This is a genomic window from Micromonospora sp. WMMD558, assembly GCF_049315255.1.
Lineage (GTDB): Bacteria > Actinomycetota > Actinomycetes > Mycobacteriales > Micromonosporaceae > Micromonospora.
Genome location: NZ_CP186061.1, coordinates 2,914,954 through 2,936,580, shown reverse-complemented (window position 1 = coordinate 2,936,580; position 21,627 = coordinate 2,914,954). Strand labels below are relative to the sequence as shown.

23 protein-coding genes and 1 riboswitch are annotated in these 21,627 nt (G+C 73.5%); of the genes, 5 read left to right on the top strand and 18 right to left on the bottom strand.

Annotated features, from left to right (window positions below; translation table 11 throughout):
• Positions 1–68 precede the first annotated feature (68 nt).
• The 6 genes from ACN26Y_RS14300 to ACN26Y_RS14275 form a co-directional block, all read right to left on the bottom strand.
• On the bottom strand, positions 69–2,072 hold the full coding sequence (locus tag ACN26Y_RS14300) for an acyl-CoA dehydrogenase family protein (RefSeq protein ID WP_155330752.1): 2,004 nt from the start codon (positions 2,070–2,072) through the stop codon (positions 69–71).
• A 119-nt stretch (positions 2,073–2,191) separates the two neighbouring features.
• Positions 2,192–2,686: a DUF6328 family protein gene (locus ACN26Y_RS14295; RefSeq protein WP_155330751.1), complete on the bottom strand. Its 495-nt coding sequence runs from the start codon at positions 2,684–2,686 to the stop codon at positions 2,192–2,194.
• A 166-nt stretch (positions 2,687–2,852) separates the two neighbouring features.
• Positions 2,853–3,602: a sugar isomerase domain-containing protein gene (locus ACN26Y_RS14290; protein WP_155330750.1), complete on the bottom strand. Its 750-nt coding sequence runs from the start codon at positions 3,600–3,602 to the stop codon at positions 2,853–2,855.
• Between the two features lie 79 nt (positions 3,603–3,681).
• On the bottom strand, positions 3,682–4,506 hold the full coding sequence (locus ACN26Y_RS14285) for an alpha/beta fold hydrolase (protein ID WP_155330749.1): 825 nt from the start codon (positions 4,504–4,506) through the stop codon (positions 3,682–3,684).
• 27 nt (positions 4,507–4,533) lie between these two features.
• Positions 4,534–5,310 carry a TIGR03943 family putative permease subunit gene (locus ACN26Y_RS14280; RefSeq protein ID WP_155330748.1) on the bottom strand — a complete coding sequence of 259 codons (777 nt, stop codon included), beginning with the start codon at positions 5,308–5,310 and terminating at the stop codon, positions 4,534–4,536.
• Complete coding sequence (locus ACN26Y_RS14275) at positions 5,307–6,260, bottom strand: permease (protein WP_155334085.1); 954 nt, start codon at positions 6,258–6,260, stop codon at positions 5,307–5,309. The genes ACN26Y_RS14280 and ACN26Y_RS14275 overlap by 4 nt, the downstream gene beginning before the upstream one ends.
• A gap of 288 nt (positions 6,261–6,548) precedes the next feature.
• A riboswitch (TPP riboswitch) is annotated at positions 6,549–6,654 on the top strand.
• Between the two features lie 72 nt (positions 6,655–6,726).
• Between ACN26Y_RS14275 and ACN26Y_RS14270 the strand changes: the two genes are divergently transcribed.
• The 3 genes from ACN26Y_RS14270 to ACN26Y_RS14260 all read left to right on the top strand — a co-directional run bounded on the left by ACN26Y_RS14270 (position 6,727) and on the right by ACN26Y_RS14260 (position 9,654).
• Positions 6,727–7,317 (top strand): ECF transporter S component, encoded by a 591-nt coding sequence (locus ACN26Y_RS14270; RefSeq protein ID WP_155330747.1) that lies wholly within the window; start codon positions 6,727–6,729, stop codon positions 7,315–7,317.
• A gap of 109 nt (positions 7,318–7,426) precedes the next feature.
• A complete protein-coding gene (locus ACN26Y_RS14265; protein WP_422734801.1) occupies positions 7,427–8,857 on the top strand; it encodes an ABC transporter ATP-binding protein in 1,431 nt (476 codons plus the stop codon).
• Entirely contained in the window at positions 8,854–9,654 is an 801-nt protein-coding gene (locus tag ACN26Y_RS14260; protein WP_155330745.1) for an energy-coupling factor transporter transmembrane component T family protein, read from the top strand. The genes ACN26Y_RS14265 and ACN26Y_RS14260 overlap by 4 nt, the downstream gene beginning before the upstream one ends.
• A 70-nt stretch (positions 9,655–9,724) precedes the next feature.
• Here ACN26Y_RS14260 and ACN26Y_RS14255 read toward each other — a convergent pair whose 3' ends face one another.
• Positions 9,725–9,952 (bottom strand): hypothetical protein, encoded by a 228-nt coding sequence (locus ACN26Y_RS14255; RefSeq protein ID WP_155330744.1) that lies wholly within the window; start codon positions 9,950–9,952, stop codon positions 9,725–9,727.
• Positions 9,953–10,394: 442 nt separating this feature from the next.
• On the opposite strand from ACN26Y_RS14255, the gene gndA reads away from it, so the two are divergent.
• A complete protein-coding gene (gene gndA, locus ACN26Y_RS14250; RefSeq protein ID WP_155330743.1) occupies positions 10,395–11,837 on the top strand; it encodes an NADP-dependent phosphogluconate dehydrogenase in 1,443 nt (480 codons plus the stop codon).
• 217 nt (positions 11,838–12,054) lie between these two features.
• Here gndA and ACN26Y_RS14245 read toward each other — a convergent pair whose 3' ends face one another.
• From ACN26Y_RS14245 to recO, 5 genes are all read right to left on the bottom strand, one after another.
• The gene (locus ACN26Y_RS14245; RefSeq protein WP_155330742.1) at positions 12,055–12,816 is read right to left on the bottom strand and encodes a pirin family protein; all 762 of its coding nucleotides are present in this window, start codon (positions 12,814–12,816) and stop codon (positions 12,055–12,057) included.
• Positions 12,813–13,034, bottom strand: coding sequence for a thioredoxin reductase (locus tag ACN26Y_RS14240; RefSeq protein ID WP_155330741.1), 222 nt, complete (start codon positions 13,032–13,034; stop codon positions 12,813–12,815). The genes ACN26Y_RS14245 and ACN26Y_RS14240 overlap by 4 nt, the downstream gene beginning before the upstream one ends.
• A 111-nt stretch (positions 13,035–13,145) precedes the next feature.
• A complete protein-coding gene (locus ACN26Y_RS14235) occupies positions 13,146–13,331 on the bottom strand; it encodes a hypothetical protein (protein ID WP_155330740.1) in 186 nt (61 codons plus the stop codon).
• Positions 13,332–13,395: 64 nt separating this feature from the next.
• Positions 13,396–14,196, bottom strand: a complete 801-nt coding sequence (locus ACN26Y_RS14230) for an isoprenyl transferase (protein WP_155330739.1) — start codon at positions 14,194–14,196, stop codon at positions 13,396–13,398.
• 35 nt (positions 14,197–14,231) lie between these two features.
• On the bottom strand, positions 14,232–15,107 hold the full coding sequence (recO, locus tag ACN26Y_RS14225; protein WP_230688990.1) for a DNA repair protein RecO: 876 nt from the start codon (positions 15,105–15,107) through the stop codon (positions 14,232–14,234).
• 102 nt (positions 15,108–15,209) lie between these two features.
• Between recO and ACN26Y_RS14220 the strand changes: the two genes are divergently transcribed.
• Entirely contained in the window at positions 15,210–16,013 is an 804-nt protein-coding gene (locus ACN26Y_RS14220) for a DUF4097 family beta strand repeat-containing protein (protein WP_155330738.1), read from the top strand.
• On the opposite strand, the gene ACN26Y_RS14215 is transcribed toward ACN26Y_RS14220, so the two are convergent.
• The 6 genes from ACN26Y_RS14215 to ACN26Y_RS14190 all read right to left on the bottom strand — a co-directional run bounded on the left by ACN26Y_RS14215 (position 15,994) and on the right by ACN26Y_RS14190 (position 21,546).
• Positions 15,994–17,145, bottom strand: coding sequence for an acyltransferase family protein (locus ACN26Y_RS14215; protein ID WP_155330737.1), 1,152 nt, complete (start codon positions 17,143–17,145; stop codon positions 15,994–15,996). The two genes, ACN26Y_RS14220 and ACN26Y_RS14215, sit on opposite strands and share 20 nt — an antisense overlap.
• A gap of 262 nt (positions 17,146–17,407) precedes the next feature.
• Entirely contained in the window at positions 17,408–18,310 is a 903-nt protein-coding gene (gene era / locus ACN26Y_RS14210; protein WP_155330736.1) for a GTPase Era, read from the bottom strand.
• Complete coding sequence (locus ACN26Y_RS14205; RefSeq protein ID WP_155330735.1) at positions 18,307–18,684, bottom strand: cytidine deaminase; 378 nt, start codon at positions 18,682–18,684, stop codon at positions 18,307–18,309. Before ACN26Y_RS14205 ends, era begins: the two co-directional genes overlap by 4 nt.
• A complete protein-coding gene (locus tag ACN26Y_RS14200) occupies positions 18,677–20,086 on the bottom strand; it encodes a hemolysin family protein (RefSeq protein WP_155330734.1) in 1,410 nt (469 codons plus the stop codon). Before ACN26Y_RS14200 ends, ACN26Y_RS14205 begins: the two co-directional genes overlap by 8 nt.
• The gene (ybeY, locus tag ACN26Y_RS14195; protein WP_155330733.1) at positions 20,062–20,535 is read right to left on the bottom strand and encodes an rRNA maturation RNase YbeY; all 474 of its coding nucleotides are present in this window, start codon (positions 20,533–20,535) and stop codon (positions 20,062–20,064) included. The genes ACN26Y_RS14200 and ybeY overlap by 25 nt, the downstream gene beginning before the upstream one ends.
• 18 nt (positions 20,536–20,553) lie before the next feature.
• On the bottom strand, positions 20,554–21,546 hold the full coding sequence (locus ACN26Y_RS14190) for a PhoH family protein (RefSeq protein ID WP_230688989.1): 993 nt from the start codon (positions 21,544–21,546) through the stop codon (positions 20,554–20,556).
• Between the last annotated feature and the right edge of the window lie 81 nt (positions 21,547–21,627).

Here is a 21,627-nt window from a genome sequence, read left to right as displayed (position 1 = left end):
GATACGCAGGATGTCGAGTGGATCAAGCTAGCGAGGGCGGTTCAGCAAACCCCCTGCCGCGGCTCGCGTCACTCCGGGCGGGGGATGCGCCGGCGGGCGTCGGTGGCGGTCGACGGGCCGGGCGACCAGCGGGCGACCCACGGCAGGTCGGCCGACGGCGTGAGCACGCCGTCCTCCAGACCGGCGTAGCGACCGGCGAGGATCCGTTTGGCGGCCGCCGTGTCGACCGAGTCCGTGTTGTCCCAGAGGGCCGTGAAGAGCGCGTCCACCCGGACCCGGGCCTGACGGCAGAAGAGGTCGGCCAGCTCGACGTTCTCCGGCCGGGTGTCCCGCTCGGCCGCCGCGCGGACGCAGACCGCCGACATCGCGAACAGCTCCGCCCCGATGTCCACCACCCGGCCGAGGAACGCCTGCTTGCGCTCCATCTTTCCCTGCCACCGGGACATCGCGTAGAACGTCGACCGGGCCAGCTTGCGGGAGAACCGCTCCACCTGGCGCAGGTGGCCGGCGAGCGGGCCGAACTCGCCGTACGCCCCGGGAGCCTGCCCGCGACCGACCGCGAGGGTCGGCAGCCACTTCGCGTAGAAGACACCGGCCCGCGCGCCGGCGCGCGCCTTGCGGCCGAGACCGGCGTCCGGGTCGATGATGTCGCCGGCCACGGACAGGTGCGCGTCGACCGCCTCGCGGGCGATCAGCAGGTGCATGATCTCGGTGGAGCCCTCGAAGATGCGGTTGATCCGCAGGTCACGCAGGATCTGCTCGACCGCGGCCGGGCGTTCGCCCCGGGCGGCGAGGGACTCGGCCGTCTCGTACCCGCGCCCACCCCGGATCTGGATCAGCTCGTCGGCGATCCGCCAGGCCATCTCGCTCGCGTAGAGCTTGACCAGCGCCGCCTCGATCCGGATGTCGTTGCGGTCGTCGTCGGCGAGCAGGCAGCACAGGTCCAGCATGGTCTCCATGCCGTACGTGGTCGCCGCAATGAAGGAGAGCTTCTGCGCGACGGCCTCGTGCTCGCCGACCGGCCGGCCCCACTGGACCCGGTCGGCCGCCCACTCCCGGGCCACGTTGAGCGCCCACTTCCCGGCGCCGACGCACATCGCGGGCAGCGAGAGCCGCCCGGTGTTGAGCGTGGTCAGGGCGATCTTCAGGCCCTTGCCCTCGCCGCCGATCACGTTCTCCTTCGGCACGAACACGTCGTGGAAGCGGGTGAGGCTGTTCTCCAGGCCGCGCAGCCCGAGGAACGCGTTGCGCCGCTCGACGGTGATGCCCTCGGAGTCGCCCTCGACGACGAACGCGGTGATCCCGCCCCGCCGCCCCTCGCCGGCCGGCACGCGGGCCATCACCACGAGCAGGGTGGCCACGGTGCCGTTGGTGGCCCAGAGCTTGACGCCGTTGAGCTTGTACCCGCTGCCGTCCGGCGTCGGCTCGGCCGTGGTCGCCAGGCGGGCCGGGTCGCTCCCGACGTCCGGCTCGGTGAGCAGGAACGCGGAGACCTCCCCCGCGGCGAGCCGGGGCAGGAAGCGCTGCTTCTGCTCGGCGGTGCCGAACATCTTGAGCGGCTGCGGCACACCGATGGACTGGTGCGCGGAGAGCAGCGCGCCGATCGCCGGGCTGACCGAGCCGGCGAGCATCAGGGCCCGGCAGTAGTGCAGGTTGCTCAGCCCGAGCCCGCCGTACGACCGGTCGATCTTCATGCCGAACGCGCCGAGCCGGGCCAGCCCCTGGAACACCTCGTCGGGGATGACCGCGTCCCGCTCGATGGCGGCGCCGTCCACGTCGGAGGCGAGGTACTTCCGGAGCCGGCCGAGGAACTCGTCGGCCCGCGCCACGTCGTCGGGAGCCGACTGCGGCCAGGGGTTGATGAGGTCGAGCCGGAGCCGGCCCAGGAAGAGTTCCTTGCCGAAGCTCGGGCGGTCCCAGGAGGATTCCCGGGCGGCCTCGGCGACCTGGCGGGCCTCCTTCTCGGAGACCTGACCGGCCTCGGTGGGCAGCGGACCGGCCGCGCCGGCGGTGGCGGGCTGCTCGGGGCCCGTGCCGTCGGGTGCGGACCGGTTGTTCTGCGTCGTGGTCACGGCTGCCTCCTCGAACCTCGGTCCGGATGCGTCGACGTGCTCGACATCTGCCACGCTACCCCCGGGTGTTACCCAGGGGTAGCGTTCAATGAAGATCGATTTATCGGCGTCGTCGCCGGTCAGTACGACGTGGGGCTGTCCTCGTCGTCGTCCAGGTCGTCCTCGCCCCAGTTGCGGCGGGCGAACGGAAGGATCATCCAGTAGGTGAGGAACCAGACCGCGGTGAGCGCGCTGAGCACGAAGGCGACCGTCCGGTCGAGCACGAAGTCGGTGATCAGCAGGACGGCAGTGACCATCGAGACCAGCATGAGCGCGAGACCGCCGCTCGCCATCCGGTGGGCGAAGCGGACCAGCTCCGGCTTGCGCCCCTGCCGGAACAGCGCCCGGTGAAAGGCCACCGGGGAGATGATCAGGGCGGTGGCGCCGGCCGCGGCCAGCAGCGCGACGATGTAGACGTCCTTCTGGAAGGCGGTCGTCCGCTCGAACCCGGCGCTGAACGGCAGGGTGAGCAGGAAGGCGAAGAGGATCTGCACACCCGTCTGCGCGACCCGCAGTTCCTGCAGCAGGTCGGCGAAGTTGCGCTGCCAGCGCTGCTTCTCGGTCTCCTTGGTCACGCGCTACCTCCGATGCGGACGTACTGCCGGCGGCGGCCCGTCCGACGGCAGGAACGCTTGTGCCCCACCGCGCGTTGCGCGAAACCGGTTCACGACACCGCCCGGCGTTGTTAACAGGGGTCCCTTTCCCTACCGGAGGCGTTAACAGGGGGCCCTTCCTTACCGCTCAGGCGCCGCGGCGGATGCGGCCGGTGTAGCGGGCCTCCAGGGCGTCGTTGTGCGCGTCACCGCCGGCGATGTTCGCCGACAGGTAGACCGGGGGCCGTTCCCCCGCGGCGAGCAGCCGGGCCACCACCTCGACCGTGACCTGCTGGGCCAGCAGCGCCGCCGTGATCGACGAGACCGCGCCGATCGCGCCGCCCCCGGGCAGCGGCAGGGTGGCGTCGCCGTACGGGGCGCCGTTGTCCAGCACCACGTCGGCGAAGTCGGCGAGTTTGCGCCCCGAGGGGTGCCGCGACTCCATCCGGCCGGAGTGCTCGGCCGAGGTGATGGCGATCAGCCCGTGCCCCTTGTCGCGGACCAGCGCGGCGAACTCGACCATCGCCCCGTTCACGCCCGAGTTGGACGCGAGCACGAAGACGTCCGGCGGCCGGATCGGCGCGAGGTCGTACAGGCGGTGCGCCACCGACGGGTCCCGCTCGAGGCGTGGCCCGAGCACGTCCGGCGACGCGCCGCCGACCAGGACGAGGTCGCGCAGGGCGATCCGGTTGGTGGGCACCAGCCCGCCGGCCCGCCCGGCGATCTCCATGGCGAGGGCCTCCGAGTGGCCGGTGCCGAACGCGTGCACCACGCCGTCCGCCCGCAGGGCCTCGGCGATCAAATCGGCGGCCCTTGCCACCGCCTCCCGCTGGCTCGCCGCCACCCGGCGCATCGTCTCGGTGACCACCGCCAGGTACTCCTCGGCGGTCGGCGCCACGTCCGCTCCGTGCAATTCGGTCCCCCTCACTCAGGCGGTCGGTGACCCCGCAGCCGCCGCGAGGCTCGCCGACAGTCTGTCAGCCCCGGATCCGGGCCAGGATCGCCTCGGCGAGCGGCGCGGGCGCCTCGTCGGGGATCCAGTGGCTCACCCCGGCCAGCTCCGCGAACCGGTAGTCGCCGGTCACGTGCGCCGCACAGGCCTCGGCCGCCGTCCGGCCGATCGCGGCGTCGCGGTCGCTCCAGACGTACGTGGTCGGCACCCGCACCGGGCCGACGGCCGCCAGGTCGTCCCGGGACATGGCCCGGTACCAGTTCAGCGCGCCGGTGAGCGCGCCGGGGGCGAGCATCGGCTCGGCGTACGCGGCCACCCGGTCGGCGGCGCCGACGCCGGACAGCATCCGGCGCAGCCCGGTCGCGTTCAACGCCAGCAGCGCCTTCTCCGCCGCGCCGGGCTGCCGGAACAGCAGCATGTACGCCGAGCGGGCCTTCTGCTGCGGGTCGGCGGTGAGCGCGTGCGCCATCGCGGCGGGGTGCGGCACGGAGACGGCGGTCAGCGTGCGTACCCGGTCGGGGTGGCCGGCGGCCAGGCCCCAGCCGACGACGGCTCCCCAGTCGTGGCCGACGACGTGCGCCGCGTCGACGCCCAGCGCGTCGAGCACGGCGGCGGCGTCGGCGACCAGCTCCGCCAGCCGGTACGCCCCGACGGCCTCCGGCCGCGCACCGGGCGAGTATCCCCGCTGGTCGAGCGCGTAGGTGCGCAGCCCGGCGGCGTGCAGGGCCGGCACCACGCCGTCCCACTCACCGCCGTGCTGCGGGAAGCCGTGCAGCAGGAGAACGGGGGGACCGTCCTGCGGGCCGCCGGCGCGTACGTCGAAGGTGAATCCCCGGGCGTCGATGCGCATGATCGGCAGCGTACCCGGACCGGCGGGTCACTCGTACGGCTGCTTGGGGGCGGGCACCTGCCGCCACGACTCCACGTCGACGTAGGGGATCTCGGCGTCGTTCACCGGGTCCCGCCCGATCCGGTCGCTGTAGCGGCCGGTCACCTCCACCCAGGTGTCGTCGGCGAGGCCGGTGGGCGCGTTGCCGGTCATGCCCAGCTTGATCGGGCGGCCGTCGGCGGCGCAGCAGGAGAGGACCATCCGCGCGAGGATCGGCTGCCCGTCCGGGCCGGCGGCGATGAAGCCGGTGACCTGGACCCGCCGGTCCCCGATGGAGGCGCCCTTGTCGAACAGCGCCCGGGAGGCGTAGTCGAGCACGCTCACCGGCACCGGGTCGCCGGCCGGCAGCGGTGGGTAGTCGGACGGCTGCTGCTGGCTGGACAGGGCGGTGCCGGCCTGGCCGGCCGCGTACGAGCCGAGGGCCGGCGGGGCGACGAGCAGCAGGCCGAGCACCGGCAGGATGAGCAGCCAGCCGACCCGCGGCTCGTGGTGGCCGTGGCCGTGGCCGTCGTGGCCGTCGTGGTCGTCGTCGTGCCGGCGGGCGTCCGGCTGAGCCGGTCCGTCCCCGGTGGTCGCGGCGCGGGGGGCGGGGCGCAGCTCGTACCAGAGGGTCATGACGGCGGCGGCGACCAGCAGCACCCCGGCGGCGATCAGGAAGGGACGCAGCCCTTCCTTGACGTAGTTCAGGTAGAGGTCGGTGAAGCAGGCGCGGATCACCGCGCCGCCGAGCAGCAGCAGGACCACCGCCTGCGCCTGGCGGTTCACAGCAGCACCGCCCCGGCGCCCACGGCGACCGCCACCGCCACCGCGAAGGTGGCCGGCGCGAACCGCAGCGCGAACCGGCGGCCGAACACCCCGGCCTGCATCGAGATGAGCTTGAGATCCACCATCGGACCCACCACCAGGAACACCAGCCGGGACGTGAGCGAGAACTGCGAGAGTGAGGCCGCGACGAAGGCGTCCGCCTCCGAACAGATGGAGAGCAGCACGGCGAGCACCGCCAGCGCCAGCACCGACAGCACCGCGTTGTCGGCGAGGGTCTGCAGCCACCGCTCGGGCACCAGCACGTTGATGCTGGCCGCGGCCATGGCGCCGAGGACGAGGAAGCCGCCGGCGTGCGTCACGTCGTGCCGTACCGCCGCCCAGAACGCCCGGCCCCGGGAGGCGTCGTCCAGGTCGGGCCGGCGCGGCAGCCGGATCCAGTCGGCCCGGCCGAGGCGCAGCCACAGCCAACCCATCACCATCGCCACGACCAGGCTGGCCAGCCCACGGGCGAGAACCATCTCCGGGTTGTTCGGGAAGGCGACCGCGGTGGCGGTGAGCACGATCGGGTTGATGGCCGGCGCGGCGAGCAGGAACGCCAGCGCGGCGGCCGGGGTGACGCCCCGCCGGATCAGCGACCCGGCGATCGGCACCGAGCCGCATTCGCAGCCCGGCAGCACCACACCGGCCGCGCTGGCCACCGGCACCGCGGCGGCGGGGTGCTTCGGCAGCGCCCGGGCCCAGAACGACCGGGGTACGAACACCGCGATCACCGCGGAGAGCAGCACCCCGAACACCAGGAACGGCACCGCCTGCACCATCACCGAGACGAACACCGTCGTCCAGGTCTGGATCCGGGGCGCGGCCAGGGCGCCGGCGAGCTGCTCCCGGAAGATGATCAGCAGCACCAGCAGGGCGGCGAGGACCTCGACCGACCCGATCCGGTCCCCCAGCCACCGTCGGGGCCGGTCGCCGCCGGCCGGCGTCGGCTCCTTCGGTGGTACGTCCGGCGCGGCCGGGCCGACCGTGGCGGTCGCGGTGGCGCCGTCGGGCGCGGCGGGCGTCTCCGGTGTCACGTGCTCTTCCCTCTGCCGGGTGGCGGACCGGCGGGCCTGAGACTACCGGCCGGAGCGGGCCCGGTCGATGGACTCCGCGAGAAGAGCTGGCATTCCCGCGCTGACCTGCACGGAGATCACTTTGCCGGATGATCTTCAGGGGTGTTAGCGTCGGTGGGACAACTTCACATCCGACAGGGGAGCGCACAGCGCTGAGAGTGCGGGCAGGGCCCGCAGACCCTCGAACCTGATCTGGGTAATGCCAGCGCAGGGAGTTCGGTCGACCTCCAGCCGCGCCGCCGTCCGGGCACACCGGGCGCGGCGTGCGTCTTCTCCTGGTTCGCATCGAGAACTGGGAGCACTCATGACCCACCCCACCACCACCCGGTGGCGCACCGTCGACATCGTGGTCGCCTCGGTGATCGCCGTCGCCTTCGGCGTCATCTTCTGGGCCTGGAACTTCGTCTGGGCCGCCACCGAGGGCGCCTTCGCCTTCTTCCCGCCGGCGCAGTCGGTCATCTACGGCATCTGGCTGCTCCCCGGTGTGCTGGGGGGCCTCGTGATCCGCCGGCCGGGGGCGGCCTTCTACTGCGAGTTCCTGGCGGCGTTCATCTCGGTGCTGCTCGGCAGCCAGTGGGGCACCGTGGCGATCCTGCAGGGAGCGTTCCAGGGGGTCGGCGCCGAACTGGGCTTCGCCGCGTTCCGGTACCGCTCGTTCCGGCTGCCCGCCGCTCTGCTCTCCGGCACCCTCGCCGGCCTGGCGGCGGCGATCTTCGATCAGATCCGGTACTACGCCGCGCTCGACCTGTGGAGCGCCCGGGTGCCGATCTTCGTGGTCACCGTCCTCAGCGCCACCGTCGTCGCGGGTGCCGGCGCCTGGGCGCTCACCCGCGCTCTGGCGGGCACGGGTGCCCTGGACCGCTTCCCCGCCGGCCGCGAACGCGCCACCATCTGACCCCTCCGCCACGTTGATCAAGAGGTTTGCGTCAACAAACGGCGGCATTCCTGACGCAAACCTCCTGATCAACAAGACGTGGCCGCTGGGTGCGGGAGGGGGTGAGTTGGTGGGCGCCGTGATGCTGCGGGGGTTCGGGTGGCGGCACGCCGGGCGGAGACGGTGGGCGCTGCGCGGGGTCGACCTGCGGGTGGAGCACGGGGAACGGGTCCTTCTGCTCGGGCCTTCCGGCGCCGGGAAGAGCACCCTGCTCGCGGCGCTGGCCGGGCTGCTGCCCGACGACTCCGGGGAGCAGGAGGGCACCGTCGAGATCGACGGGCTCGACCCGCGCAAGGCACGGGAGCGGGTCGGCATCGTCTTCCAGGACCCGGAATCCCAACTCGTGATGTCCCGCTCCGGCGACGACGTCGCGTTCGGGCTGGAGAACCGCGGCGTGCCCGCCGACGAGATCTGGCACCGCGTCGACGAGGCGCTGCGCCGGGTCGGCTTCCCGTACGACCGGAACCGACCCACCGCCGCGCTGTCCGGCGGCGAGCAGCAGCGCCTCGCCCTGGCCGGGGTGCTCGCCCTGCGGCCGGGCCTGCTGCTGCTCGACGAGCCCACCGCAAACCTGGACCCGGCCGGGGCGACCCTGGTCCGCGACGCGGTCACCCGGGCGCTGGACGCCGACACCACCCTGCTCCTCGTCGAGCACCGGGTCGCCGAGTCGCTGCCGCTGGTCGACCGCGTGGTCGTGCTCGAAGCGGGCGGCGGCGTCCGGGCCGACGGCACCCCGGACGCGGTCTTCGCCGCGCACGGCGACGCGCTCGCCGCCGAGGGGGTGTGGGTGCCCGGCCGCCCGGTGCCGCCCCGCCGCGCCACCGGGCCCGCCGGCGACGTGCTGCTCGCCGCCGAACGGCTCGGCCTGCCGCCCCGGCTGGGCGCCGTCGACCTGGCCGTACGCGCCGGCGAGGCGCTCGCCGTGCTCGGTCCCAACGGTGCCGGGAAGTCCACCCTGGCACTGGTGCTCGGCGGCCTGCTCAAGCCCGGCACCGGTCGGCTCGCCGCCACCGCAGCGCTGGCCGGCGACGACACCCGTACTGCCCCGCACCGCTGGCGCGCGCCGGCGCTGGCCCGCCGGATCGGCTCGGTGTTCCAGGACCCGGAGCACCAGTTCGTCACCAGTACCGTCTTCGACGAGTTGGCGCTGGGCCCGCGCCGCACCGGCCGGCCCGAGCCGGAGGTGCGTTCCACGGTGGACGCTCTGCTCGACCGGTTGCGGCTGACCACGCTGGCCCGCGCCAACCCGTACACGCTCTCCGGTGGCGAGGCGCGGCGGCTGAGCGTGGCGACGGCCCTGGCCACGGCACCCCGCCTGGTGATCTGCGACGAACCCACCTTCGGCCAGGACCGGCGGACCTGGTCGGAGCTGGTGGACCTCTTCGCCGAGCTACGGGACGCGGGGCACGGCCTGGTCACGGTCACCCACGACGCGGAGTTCGTCGCGGCGCTGGCCGACCGCCACGTACTGCTGGAGCGCCGAGCCGGGGAGGCGCCGTGATCGGCCTCGATCCGGTCGCCCGGCCGGGCGCGCCCCTGGCCCGGCGCAACCCGGTGGCGAAGCTCGCGGCGGCGCTGGTCTTCTCGCTCGTGCTGATCGCCACCCTGGACCCGGTGGCCCCGGCCATCGCCATCGCCGTCGAACTGGCCGCGCTGCCGCTGTTCGGTGTCCGCCTGCGCGTGCTCGCCCGGCGGACGTGGCCACTGCTGCTCGCCGCGGGCGGCATCCTGGTCACCCTGGTCCTCTTCGCCGCCGACCGCTCCGGACGGGTACTGCTCGACGCCGGACCGGTAATGGTGACCTCGGGCGTGCTGATCACCGCCCTCGGTCTGGTGCTGCGCATGTTCGCCGTGGCGCTGCCCGGGGTGATCGTCGTCGCCACGACCGACCCGACGGACCTCGCCGACGCGCTGGTGCAGAACGCGAAAGCGCCCGCCCGGTTCGCCTACGGCGCGCTGGCCGCGTTCCGGCTGGTGCCGCTGCTCGGTCAGGAGTGGCAGATGATCAGCATGGCCCGGCGGGCCCGGGGCGTGGACGCCGGTCGCAACCCGCTCGCCCGGCTGCGTCTCTTCACCTCGACCGCGTTCACGCTGCTGGTCGGGGCGATCCGCCGGGGCACCCGACTGGCGGTGGCGATGGACGCCCGAGGGTTCGACGCCACGACCCCACGCACCGTGGCGCGGCGGCAGCACTTCGGCCCCGCCGACGCCGTGCTGATCGCCGGCGCGGCGGCGCTCGCGGGCGCCGCGCTGAGCGCCAGCATCCTCCTCGGCACGTTCCGTCCGCTGATCAGCTGACCGGGGTGGTCCGGCGGCCCTGACGATCGTGGACGGTCACCCGACGAGGTGACCGTCCACGATCAGCGGATCAGCTGCGCCGGAAGGCGTACCGGCGGACCTGGCCGGTCCGCTGGCCGCGCCCGACGCCGCCCACGCCGGTGACCGGCGGACCGGCCTTCGGCGCCGCCGGGCGGGCCGCCGGCAGGGCCGGGACCGGCGCCACCGCGACCTGGTCGAGGTTCGCCGGCGTGACGTCCGCGACCTCGGGCGCGGGACGGGTGGTGCGGGACTTCCGGGTGCTGCGCTTGGCGGGCATCCGTGCCTCCTCACTCTGCGGGCTCCCCGGCCCGTGGCCGGTGGCCCCGCTGCGTCTCGTGGCCGCCGACGGCGACCGAGCGGGTGGGGACTGCTGCCCCGGGAACGACCACGGAGGGCACCACCGGCCCGACGGCGGGTGGGGAGACGCGGACGCCCGGAAGCACGCGGGTCAGGCCGCGACGGCGGCGGACCCGGCTCGGGAAAGGGGCGTCAGTTGCGCATGCGGGCAGCCTAACCCGGCCCCCCGGCCGGGCGCAGCCGAATTGTCGACGTCGGCGGGACCGCGACGGCCCCGGTCCACGCGCAGGACGACGGCCGGAGCCGCGCCGGCGACCGGACGCGCCCGACCGGTGACACACTGTCGACGACGCAGCCCACTCCCCTGGACGCCGCGATACGGTCGCAACGGCAGGTTGACGACGGCGGAAGGCGGCGGACGGATGACCGAACAGGCGACGGCGCAGATCGGCGTGACGGGGCTGGCGGTGATGGGCCGCAACCTGGCCCGGAACCTGGCCCGCAACGGTTTCGCCGTGGCGGTGCACAACCGCTCGCCGGAGCGCACGCGCAGCCTGGTCGCCGAGCACGGGGACGAGGGGCGGTTCCTGCCCGCCGAGTCGCTGCCCGACTTCGTCGCCGCGCTGGAACGCCCCCGGGCGGTCATCGTGATGGTCAAGGCGGGCGGGCCGACCGACGCGGTCATCGACGAACTGGTCCCGCTGCTCGACGCCGGCGACATCATCGTGGACTGCGGCAACGCGCACTTCGCCGACACCCGGCGCCGCGAGGAGGCGCTGCGCAAGCAGGGGCTGCACTTCGTGGGCACCGGCGTCTCCGGCGGCGAGGAGGGCGCGCTGCGCGGCCCGAGCATCATGCCGGGCGGCTCGGCCGAGTCGTACCGCAAGCTCGGGCCGATCTTCGAGAAGATCGCCGCGCAGGTGGACGGCGTACCGTGCTGCCGGCACATCGGGGCGGACGGCGCCGGGCACTTCGTGAAGATGGTCCACAACGGCATCGAGTACGCCGACATGCAGCTCATCGCCGAGGCGTACGACCTGCTGCGGGCGGGTCTGGACGCGGAACCGGCGGAGATCGCCGACATCTTCCGGGAGTGGAACTCCGGCGAGTTGGAGTCGTTCCTCATCGAGATCACCGCCGACGTGCTCGGGCACGACGACGCGGCCACCGGGCGTGCGTTCGTCGACGTCGTGCTGGACCAGGCCGAGCAGAAGGGCACCGGCCGGTGGACCGTGCAGAGTGCCCTCGACCTGGGCATCCCGATCACCGGCATCGCCGAGGCGACGTTCGCGCGGTCGCTGTCCGGTCACGCCGGTCAGCGGGAGGCCGCGCGGCGGGCGTTCCCGGCGGCGGGCGCGACGTGGCGGGTCGGCGACCGGGAGACCTTCGTCGAAGACGTGCGGCGCGCGCTGCTCGCCAGCAAGATCGTCGCGTACGCACAGGGCTTCGACCAGATCCGCGCCGGCAGCCGGGAGTACGACTGGGACATCGACCTGGGCGGCACGGCGACGATCTGGCGGGGCGGCTGCATCATCCGGGCGCGTTTCCTCGACCGGATCCGGCAGGCGTACGACGACCAGTCCGACCTGCCCAGCCTGCTGGTGGCGCCGTGGTTCGCCGACACCGTGCGGGACGGGGTGCCGAGCTGGCGGCGGGTGGTCGCCGAGGCGGCCCGGGCCGGCGTGCCGGCACCGGCGTTCGCCTCGTCGCTGGCCTACTTCGACGCCCTGCGCGCCGACCGCCTGCCGGCGGCGCTGATCCAGGGCCTGCGGGACAACTTCGGCGCCCACACCTACCGCCGGGTGGACCGCGACGGCTCGTACCACACCCTCTGGGCCGGCGACCGCCGCGAGATCGAGGCCTGACCCCTTCCCTCGACCCGCACATCCGGTTGGCGGCGCGGCGCCGGAACGGTGCAGGCCCGCCGGCGCCAGCCAGGCCGCCCGGCAACCCTTGCCGAGCCCTTTGCTCTGCTTCAACCGACGCAGCACAATCCGTCGGAAACCGTTGCGTGGGTTGAAGCAGAGCAAAGGGGCCGCTCCGGGGTGGCGGAGCAGGACGGGTCGGACGGGGGCGGTGCGGTCACGCGAGCGTGGCGTGCATCTCCCAGACCAGGATCTCCGCTGGTTCCGTTGCCGTCACCCGCTGGCCTCCCGGCCCGGTCAGGCGGGCGGCGTCGCCGGTCCCCAGGAGTCCGCTGCCCTCCAGCGTCACCGCGCCGTCCGGCACGTAGAGGTGGACGAAGGGGGCGTCGGGGAGGGTCACCTCGTCGCCGGGCCGCAGGCGGGCGGCGTGCAGCGTGGCGTACCGGTTGCGGATGCGGATCGCCGAGTCGCCCGCGTACCGGTCCATGCCGGAGGCCACCGGCACCAGGCCGCCGCGCAGCAACTGGTCGTCGATCTCGAGCTGCTCGTACCCCGGGTCGACGCCCGCCTCGTCCGGCACGACCCACATCTGCACGAAGTGGACCGGGTCGGTGTGCGGATCGCGGCCGTCGAGACGCCAGGCGTCGTTCTTCTCCGAGTGCAGGATGCCCGTGCCCGCGCTCATCCGCTGCGCCAGGCCGGGGTAGATCACGCCGGAGTGGCCGGTGGAGTCCTGGTGGACCAGTGAGCCGCGCAGCACCCAGGTGACGATCTCCATGTCCTCGTGCGGATGGGTCTCGAACCCGGCGCCGGGGCGGACCACGTCGTCGTTGTTGACCAGGAGCAGCCCGTGGTGGGTGTTCGCGGGGTCGTAGTGCCGCGAGAACGAGAAGGAGTGCCGGGAATCGAGCCAGGAGATCCGGGTGTGGAACCGGTCGCCGGCGCGCCGGATGTCGACCGCGGACGCGGGCGCGGTCACCAGGCGCGCTGCCCGGTCTCGGTCGGCGCCCAGGTCAGCGCCGGCTCCCCGGTGGCCAGCTCGCCGATCTCGCCCGCGCGGACCTGCGGGACGTGACCCACCTCCTGGCAGTGCTGCTCGGCGATCTCGGCGCAGATCTCCGCCAGCTGCCCGCAGAGGGGCTCGCCGATGTCCGCCGCGTTCAGCGCCATGAGCATCTTGTACCGCAGCTCCCGCATCTCCCACCCCCTGTCCCGATCGTAGGCCGCCGGGAGTCCAGGCCGCCCCGGAACGCGCGACGCCGCCACCCGGCGTACGCGGGAGGCGGCGTCGTGTCGGGGCCGGCCGGGTCAGAACCAGCGGCGGCGCTTGGCCTTCGCCGGGCGGAGCATGTCGGCACCCTTGTTGAGCAGGCGGGAGATGCCGGACGGGCCCCGCCGCGCCTCGATCGTGTGGCTGAGCTTGCGCGCGCCCGCGGCCGCCACCGGCACGGCGAGGGCCATGAACGCCCACTGGGCGATCCGCTTCTGGATCATCGTGGTTCACCTCCGTCAGTAACTGCTGACCAGAGAGATACCCGGCGCGACCGCGCGGTAAGCGTCAGGTGGTGGGTGCCACCGGATTGGGCAGCGCCCCGCCGAAGCGACGGTCCCGCTGGGCGTACAGCTCGCAGGCGTACCAGAGGTGCCGGCGGTCGAAGTCCGGCCAGAGCGTGTCGAGGAAGACCAGCTCGGCGTAGGCGCTCTGCCAGAGCAGGAAGTTCGAGGTGCGCTGCTCACCGGAGGGACGCAGGAAGAGGTCCACGTCGGGGACCTCGGGGTGGTAGAGGTACTTCGCGATGGTCTTCTCGGTGACCTTCGCCGGGTCCAGCCGGCCGGCCGCGGCGTCCCGCGCGATCGCGGCGGCGGCGTCGGCGATCTCGGCCTGCCCGCCGTAGTTGACGCAGAACTGGAGCGTCAGCGTCGAATTGCCCCGGGACATCTCCTCGGCGGTCTGCAACTCCGAGATGACGCTCTTCCACAGCCGGCCGGCCCGCCCCGACCAGACGACCCGGACACCGAGGTCGACGAGCTGGTCCCGGCGACGGCGGATGACGTCCCGGTTGAAGCCCATCAGGAAGCGCACCTCGTCGGGCGAGCGCCGCCAGTTCTCGGTGGAGAACGCGTAGGCCGACAGGTACGGGACGCCCAGCTCGATCGCACCCTCGATGGTGTCGAAGAGCGAGAACTCACCGGCCTCGTGCCCCTTGGTGCGGGGCAGGCCACGCTCCTTGGCCCACCGGCCGTTGCCGTCCATCACCACCGCGACGTGGCGGGGCAGCGCCTCCCGCGGCAGCGCGGGTGGGCGGGCGCCGGACGGGTGCGGGGTCGGTGGCGCCGGCTCCCGCCGGGTGCCCCTCATCGATCGGATCACTGCACTCTCTTTCTGCTCGCGTCCTACGCCCCCGCCGGTCCCCCGCCCGGCTCGACGACCGGCCCGCCGGCAGGTCGCCCGGCCGGATCCGCGGCCGCCCGGGCGGCGGGCGTCGGGACCGCACCGGCCGCCGGAGCGCCCCGGTCGACCAGCGGCAGCGAGCGTAACGCGCGTTCCAGATGCCACTGCAGGTGCGCCGCGACGAGGCCGCTGCACTCCCGGCGTACGCCGGTCTCGGTGGCGTCGGCGACCCGCCAGTCGCCGCTGGTCAGCGCGGACATCAGGTCGATCGTGGCCGGCGCGGGGTGTGCGGCGCCGGGCGGCCGGCAGTCCGGGCAGACCGCGCCCCCGGCCGGCACGGAGAAGGCCCGGTGCCGCCCGGGGGTGCCGCAGACCGCACACGCGCCCAGCGCCGGCGCCCAGCCGGCCAGGGCCATGCCGCGCAGCAGGTACGCGTCCAGCACCAGGGTGGTGGCGTGCTCCCCGTCGGCGAGCGCCCGCAGCGCACCGAGGGTGAGCTGGAACAGCCGCAGTGACGGCTCCCGCTCCACCGGGGTGAGCCGCTCGGCCGTCTCGCAGATCGCGCTGGCCGCGGTGTAGCGGGGGTAGTCACCGAGGAAACGCTTGCCGTACAGGTCGATGCCCTCGACCTGGCTCACCGTGTGCAGCGAGCTGCCGTGGTTGCCCTTCGGGTCGCCGGCGAGCTGGAGGTCGACGTGGCCGAACGGCTCCAGCCGCGCCCCGAACTTGCTCGTGGTGCGCCGCACCCCGCGAGCCACCGCCCGTAGCCGCCCGTGCCGGCGCGTGAGCAGGGTGATGATGCGGTCGGACTCGCCGAGCTTCTGCACACGCAGCACCACCGCGTCGTCGCGGTAGAGCTGTCGGCGGTACCCGGCCATCGGGCCATTCTCCCTCGGGGTGGGAAATCAGGGTCGGTTCGGGGTGGACGCCCGGACGGCCCCCGATGCGGCGGACCGGCCCGCGGCCGTAGCGTCCTCGGCATGGCACTGCACCGGAGCACCGTCCGCACCCGGGGCACGGCGTCCGCCGTGTCCGCGTTCGCGGCCGCCACGCTCATCGTCGTCGCCGGGTGTGACAGCCTGTCCTTCCGCCGGCTCGACTTCGACAACACCGAGGCGGTGAAGATCACCACCGTACGGGTGCTGCCCGGTGCCGGTGACGTGGTCGTACGGGCCACCGGCGCTCCCGGGTCGGTGCGGATCAAGCGGGTGGTGCGCTACCAGAGCGACCAGCCGGAGACGACGTACCGCGTCGACGGCACGGAACTGGTGCTGGACACCGACTGCGGTCCCCGGTGCAGCATCTCCTACGAGGTGACCGCCCCGCCCGGCGTCGCAGTGCGGGGCGAGACCGGCTCCGGGGACGTCGACGTGAGCCGGACCGGCGCCGTCGACGTGACGGTGGGCTCCGGCGACGTCCGGGTGGCCAACGCCGGCGGCCCGGTACGCGTCGAGACCGGCTCCGGCGACATCGAGGTGGTCGACGTGACCGCGCCGGTGCGGCTGCGGGCGTCGTCCGGCGACATCACGGCCCGCCGGCTGGGCGGCGGCGTCGACGTCGAGGCGAACTCGGGCCGGGTGACGGTCGAGCTGGCCACTCCCGCCTCGGTCCGGGCGCACGCCTCCAGCGGGGACGTCGAGCTGACCGTCCCGGCCGGCAGTTACCGGGTGGTCTCCGAGGTGGGTTCGGGCCGCGCGGAGGTGGGCGTGCCGAACGTACCGTCGGCGACGCTGGTGCTCGACGTCGCCACGGGCAGCGGGGACCTCACCGTCTCCCAGCGGTGATCTCCACCGTCTCCGGCTCCCGGATGTGCTGCCCCGGCACGACGGCGCGTCCGGCCGGCACGGCCGCACTCCCGCCGGCCGGCTTGCCGGGGTGGCTCGCCGGCCGCCGCACCGGGCCGGCCGGGGCCGACCGCCGCCCGCCCGGGATCAGCTCCGGCCGGCGCCGGGCGGCCACGTCCTCCACCCACCCGACGAGCAGCGTGACGACGCCGACGAGCGCGAAGACCAGCGCGATCCGGATCGCGAGGCCGACCGGATCCTGGTGCGACCAGCCGACCACGTCCACCAGCGGGGTGAGCGCGACGACGAACGGCATGTGCCAGAGGTAGACGGTCAACGCCCGGCGGTTGAGGATGGTGACCAGCCTCCCGATCAGCGCGTTCCAGTCCACCCACGCCGCGCTCGCCGGCGCCCGGCCGAGCAGGACCAGGATGAAGCCGGCCGACCAGAGGGCGTTGCCGAGCGGGATGTCGTTGAGGTCGTAGCCGCGCGGGCCCGGATGGGTGAGGATCCAGGCCCCGCCGGCGATCACGAGGACCGCGGCGGCCGGCCAGAGCACCCGGTTGGCGAGCCGGCGGAGCGCCCCGTCCTGGTGGGCGAACCCGAGCAGCCAGGCCCCGAAGTACAGCCCGAACTGCTGGACCGCCGCCGGCGCGTTCGGGTACACGCCCGACTCGATGGCCGCGAGCACGGCGTACGGGGCGAGGAGGGTGGGCAGCGGCGCGCGCCGGAACAGCCACAGCGCCACCGGTGAGGCGAGCACGAACCACAGGTAGTTGCGCAGGTACCAGATCGGGCTGAGCGCCACGGCGCCCCAGTCGTTGGCCGGTGGGTCGGCCACCGGGACCAGCCAGAGCAGGACCTTCGGCGTCAACGGCAGCCCGGTGAGCAGCATCGCCGGTACGAAGACCGCGGCGAGCACCCACAGCGACGGCAGCAGACGGCGCAGCCGGCGGCCGACCGCCGGCGGCCCGGATCGCCGCAGCGACGCCGCCATCAGCGAACCGGCGAGGGCGAACATCACCGACATCGCCGGGAAGACGAGCGTGAGCGTCGCCCAACCGGTGACGTGGTAGACGACGACTCGAACGATGGCCAGGAAGCGCAGGAGGTCCAGATATCTGTTTCGCATCAGCCTGCATCTGTGTCCGGGGCGGAGGGGGCGTACGCTCACCTACCCTCTGCCCGGCGAACGCGAAACGGCGAGAGAGTCGGGCGGATAGTGACAATCCCCATCGACCTGGCCGATAACGATCAGCGGATCGGTCACAGCGGACGTCCGGGCGGGTGTCCCGAGCCGCGCGACCGGCGCGGGCCGGCCGACGCGCCGGTGCCGGCGCGGACCGGCCGACGCGGGCCGGTGCCGGTCCAGATCGACGCGGCCGGCGCCCGGGTCAGAAGCCGAGCTTGCGCAGCTGCTTCGGGTCCCGCTGCCAGTCCTTCGCGACCCGGACGTGGAGGTCGAGGTACACCCGGGTGCCGAGCAGCTCCTCGATCTGCCGCCGGGCACGGGTGCCGACGTCCTTGAGCCGGCTCGCCCGGTGGCCGATCACGATCGCCTTCTGGCTCGGCCGCTCGACGTACACGTCGGCGTAGATCTTCGTGACCTGCCCCTCGGGGACCATCTCCTCCACCACCACGGCGATGGAGTGCGGCAACTCGTCGCGCACGCCCTCCAGCGCCGCCTCCCGGATCAGCTCGGCGACCAGCACCTGCTCCGGGTCGTCGGTGAGCATGTCGTCCGGATAGAGCTGCGGCGACTCCGGCAGGTAGCGGGTCATCACGTCGACCAGCGTGTCGACCTGGTGCCCGGAGACCGCGCTCACCGGCACCACCTCGGCGAACTCGCCGAGCTCGCTGACCGCGAGCAGTTGCTCGGCCAGCCGCTTGCGGTCCACCAGGTCGGTCTTGGTGACCACGGCGAGGACGGTGGCCTTCAGCTCGGCCAGCTCGCCGGAGATGAACCGGTCACCCCGGCCGATCGGCTCGTCCGCCGGGATGCAGAGGCCGATCACGTCGACCTCGCTCCACGTCTGCCGCACCAGGTCGTTGAGGCGTTCGCCGAGCAGCGTACGGGGACGGTGCAGGCCCGGCGTGTCGACGAGGACGAGCTGCGAGTCGGGCCGGTGCAGCACCGCCCGGATGACGTGCCGGGTCGTCTGCGGCTTGCTCGACGTGATGGCGATCTTCTGCCCGACGATCGCGTTGGTCAGCGTCGACTTGCCGGCGTTCGGTCGCCCCACGAAGCAGGCGAACCCCGCCCGGTACGGCCGCCGCTCCAACTCCTCCGGCCTCACTCGACCACCGTGCCGAGGACGCTGCCGTCCGGGGCCGCCACGTGGATCGGCGCGTCGGCGGCGAGGTCGCGGACGGCGGCGTGACCGGCGCCGTCGAGCGTCGACGCCTCGGTCACCACGACCGCCGCCTCCAGCCGGGTGGCACCGGCCGCGACCGCCGAGGCGACGGCGAGCTGAAGCGCGGTGAGCGCCAGCGACGGAAGGGAGACGCTGGCCGCGGCGTACGTGCGGCCGTCCTGGTCCCGGACGGCGGCGCCCTCGACGGCACCGACCCGGCCACGCGCGCCGCGCGCCAGGACGACCAGCTTGGCGTCCTCGGCGCTCAGCTCCACCGGGACGGACGACGCGGTCGGTGCGGCGGGTGACTCAGGCATCGGCGGGCAGCCTCTCCTCGGCTCGGTCGGTACGGGTCTCGGCCGGCTCGCCCCGGCCCCGGTCGTCCTGCTGGTCGGTCGGCTCCGCACGGCGCACCAGCACGGTGTCGATCCGGTTGCGCCGGCCGGTGGTGCCCTCGGCGAGCAGCCGCAGGCCGGCCACCTCGACCTGGGCGCCCGGGATGGGCACCCGACCCAGGGACTGGGCGAGCAGGCCGCCGACGGTCTCCACCTCGTCGGTGGGCAGGTCGGTGTCGAACAGCTCGCCGAGATCCTCGACGGGGAGCCGAGCGGTGACCCGCACCGCGCCGTCGTCGAGGTGCTCGACCGGCGGGCGTTCGACATCGTACTCGTCGGTGATCTCGCCGACGATCTCCTCCAGGATGTCCTCGATGGTGACCAGGCCGCCGGTGCCGCCGTACTCGTCGACGACGATGACGAGGTGGTTGCGGGCGGCCTGCATCTCGGAGAGCAGGTCGTCGACGGGCTTGGACTCCGGCACGAAGGTCGCCGGGCGCATCAACTCGGCGACCGGAAGCTGCCGGTCCTCCGGGACGCCGCCCTGCGTACGCCGGATCAGGTCCTTGAGGTAGAGCACACCGAGCACGTCGTCGACGCTCTCGCCGATCACGGGGATGCGGGAGAAGCCGGAGCGCAGGAAGAGCACCAGGGCCTGGGCGAGGGTCTTGTGCTTCTCGATCCACACCATTTCGGTGCGCGGCACCATCACCTCGCGGGCGATCGTGTCGCCGAGCGCGAAGACCGAGTGGATCATCTGCCGCTCGCCGTGCTCCACCACGCCCCGCTGCTCGGCCAGGTCGACCAGTTCGCGCAGCTCCACCTGGGTGGCGAACGGCCCCTCCCGGAAGCCGCGCCCCGGCGTGACCGCGTTGCCGATGAGGATGAGCAGCGAGGCGAGCGGGTTGAGCGCCCGGCCCAGCCAGCGCACCAGCGGCGCGACCCCACGAGCCACCGCGTACGCGTGCTGGCGGCCGATGGTGCGCGGCCCGACGCCGACCACCACGAAGCTGACCACGGTCATCGCCCCGGCGGTGATCAGTGCGGCCCGCCAGCCGGCGCCGAACGTGTCCACCGCGACGAGCGCGACCAGGGTGGTCGCGCCCAGCTCGGCGAGCAGCCGCAGCAGCAGGAGCAGGTTGAGGTGGCGGACCACGTCACCGGCGACGGCCTGGAGGGCGCGGGCCCCCCGCGCGCCGTCCCGGGCCAGCTCGGCGGCGCGCGCCGGGGAGACGGCGGCGAGCGCCGCCTCGGTCATCGCGATCAGACCGGCGAGCACGACCAGCCCGGCCGCGAAGAAGATCAGTTGCAGGTCGGGAAGGCCGCTCGCGCCGGCCGTCGCTGCCGCAAGGGGGGACATCACTGGGCCCGGGTCGCCCGCCAACTGGCCAGCAGTCGGGCTTGGAGCGCGAACATCTCCCGCTCCTCCTCCGGCTCGGCGTGGTCGTAACCGAGCAGGTGCAGCACGCCGTGCACGGTGAGCAGGTGCAGCTCGTCGGCGGCGGAGTGCCCGGCGGCGGCCGCCTGCTTGGCCGCCACCTCGGGGCAGAGCACGATGTCGCCGAGCAACGCGGGCTCGGCGCCGGCGGCGGCGTTCTCCCCCGGCCCGTGGTCGACGCTGCCCTCGTCCATGGGGAAGGCGAGCACGTCCGTGGGGCCGTCGCCGCCCATCCACCGGTGGTTCAGCTCGGACATGTAGTCGATGTCGACGAGCAGCACGGACAACTCGGCGAGCGGGTTGACCCCCATCTCGTCGAGGGCGTGCCGGGCGACGGCGAGCACGGCGTCGGTGTCGACGTCGACACCGGACTCGTTGGCGATCTCGATGGACAACTGTCTTCCTTCAGGTCGTTAGCGGCGGCGACCGGCCCGGCCACCGCCCTGGGCGGTCCGCCCGGGCACGGCGTGCACGCTCTGCGCCTGCTGGTTCTCCCGCTCGGCGTCCCAGCGCGCGTACGCGTCGACGATCTCCCCGACGAGCCGGTGCCGGACCACGTCGGAGCTGGAGAGCTGGGCGAAGTGCACGTCCTCCACGTTGCTGAGGATCTCCCGGACGACCCGCAGGCCGCTGGTCGTCCCGCCGGGAAGGTCCACCTGGGTGACGTCGCCCGTCACGACGATCTTGGAGCTGAAGCCGAGCCGGGTGAGGAACATCTTCATCTGCTCGGGCGTGGTGTTCTGCGCCTCGTCCAGGATGATGAACGCGTCATTCAGCGTACGACCGCGCATGTAGGCCAGCGGCGCCACCTCGATCGTGCCCGCCGCCATCAGCTTGGGGATGGAGTCCGGGTCGAGCATGTCGTGCAGCGCGTCGTACAGCGGCCGCAGGTAGGGGTCGATCTTCTCGTTGAGCGTGCCGGGCAGGAAGCCCAGCCGCTCACCCGCCTCGACCGCCGGCCGGGTGAGGATGATGCGGTTGACCTGCTTGGCCTGGAGCGCCTGGACCGCCTTCGCCATGGCGAGGTAGGTCTTGCCGGTGCCGGCCGGGCCGATGCCGAAGACGATGGTGTGCGCGTCGATCGCGTCGACGTAACGCTTCTGCCCGAGGGTCTTGGGGCGGATGGTGCGACCACGCCGGGAGAGGATGTTGAGCGTCAGGACCTCGGCGGGCCGCTCGGCGCTGCCCTGCTCGAGCATGCCGACGGTACGCCGGACGGCGTCAGTGGTCAGGGTTTCGCCTTTCTCGATGAGTTCGAGCAGTTCGCCGAAGAGCCGCTCGGCGAGGGCGTTGTCCGCGGGAGCACCGGTGATCGTGATCTCGTTGCCCCGGACGTGCACGTCGCTGTTGACCGAACGCTCGACCAGTCGCAGGATCTCGTCACCCGCGCCGAGGAGATTGACCATGATCTTCGAATCCGGAACGGTGATCCTGGTCTGCGCCCGGGGCGGGCCGGGAGGTGGGGTGCTGGTCATAGGTCGGGCCGA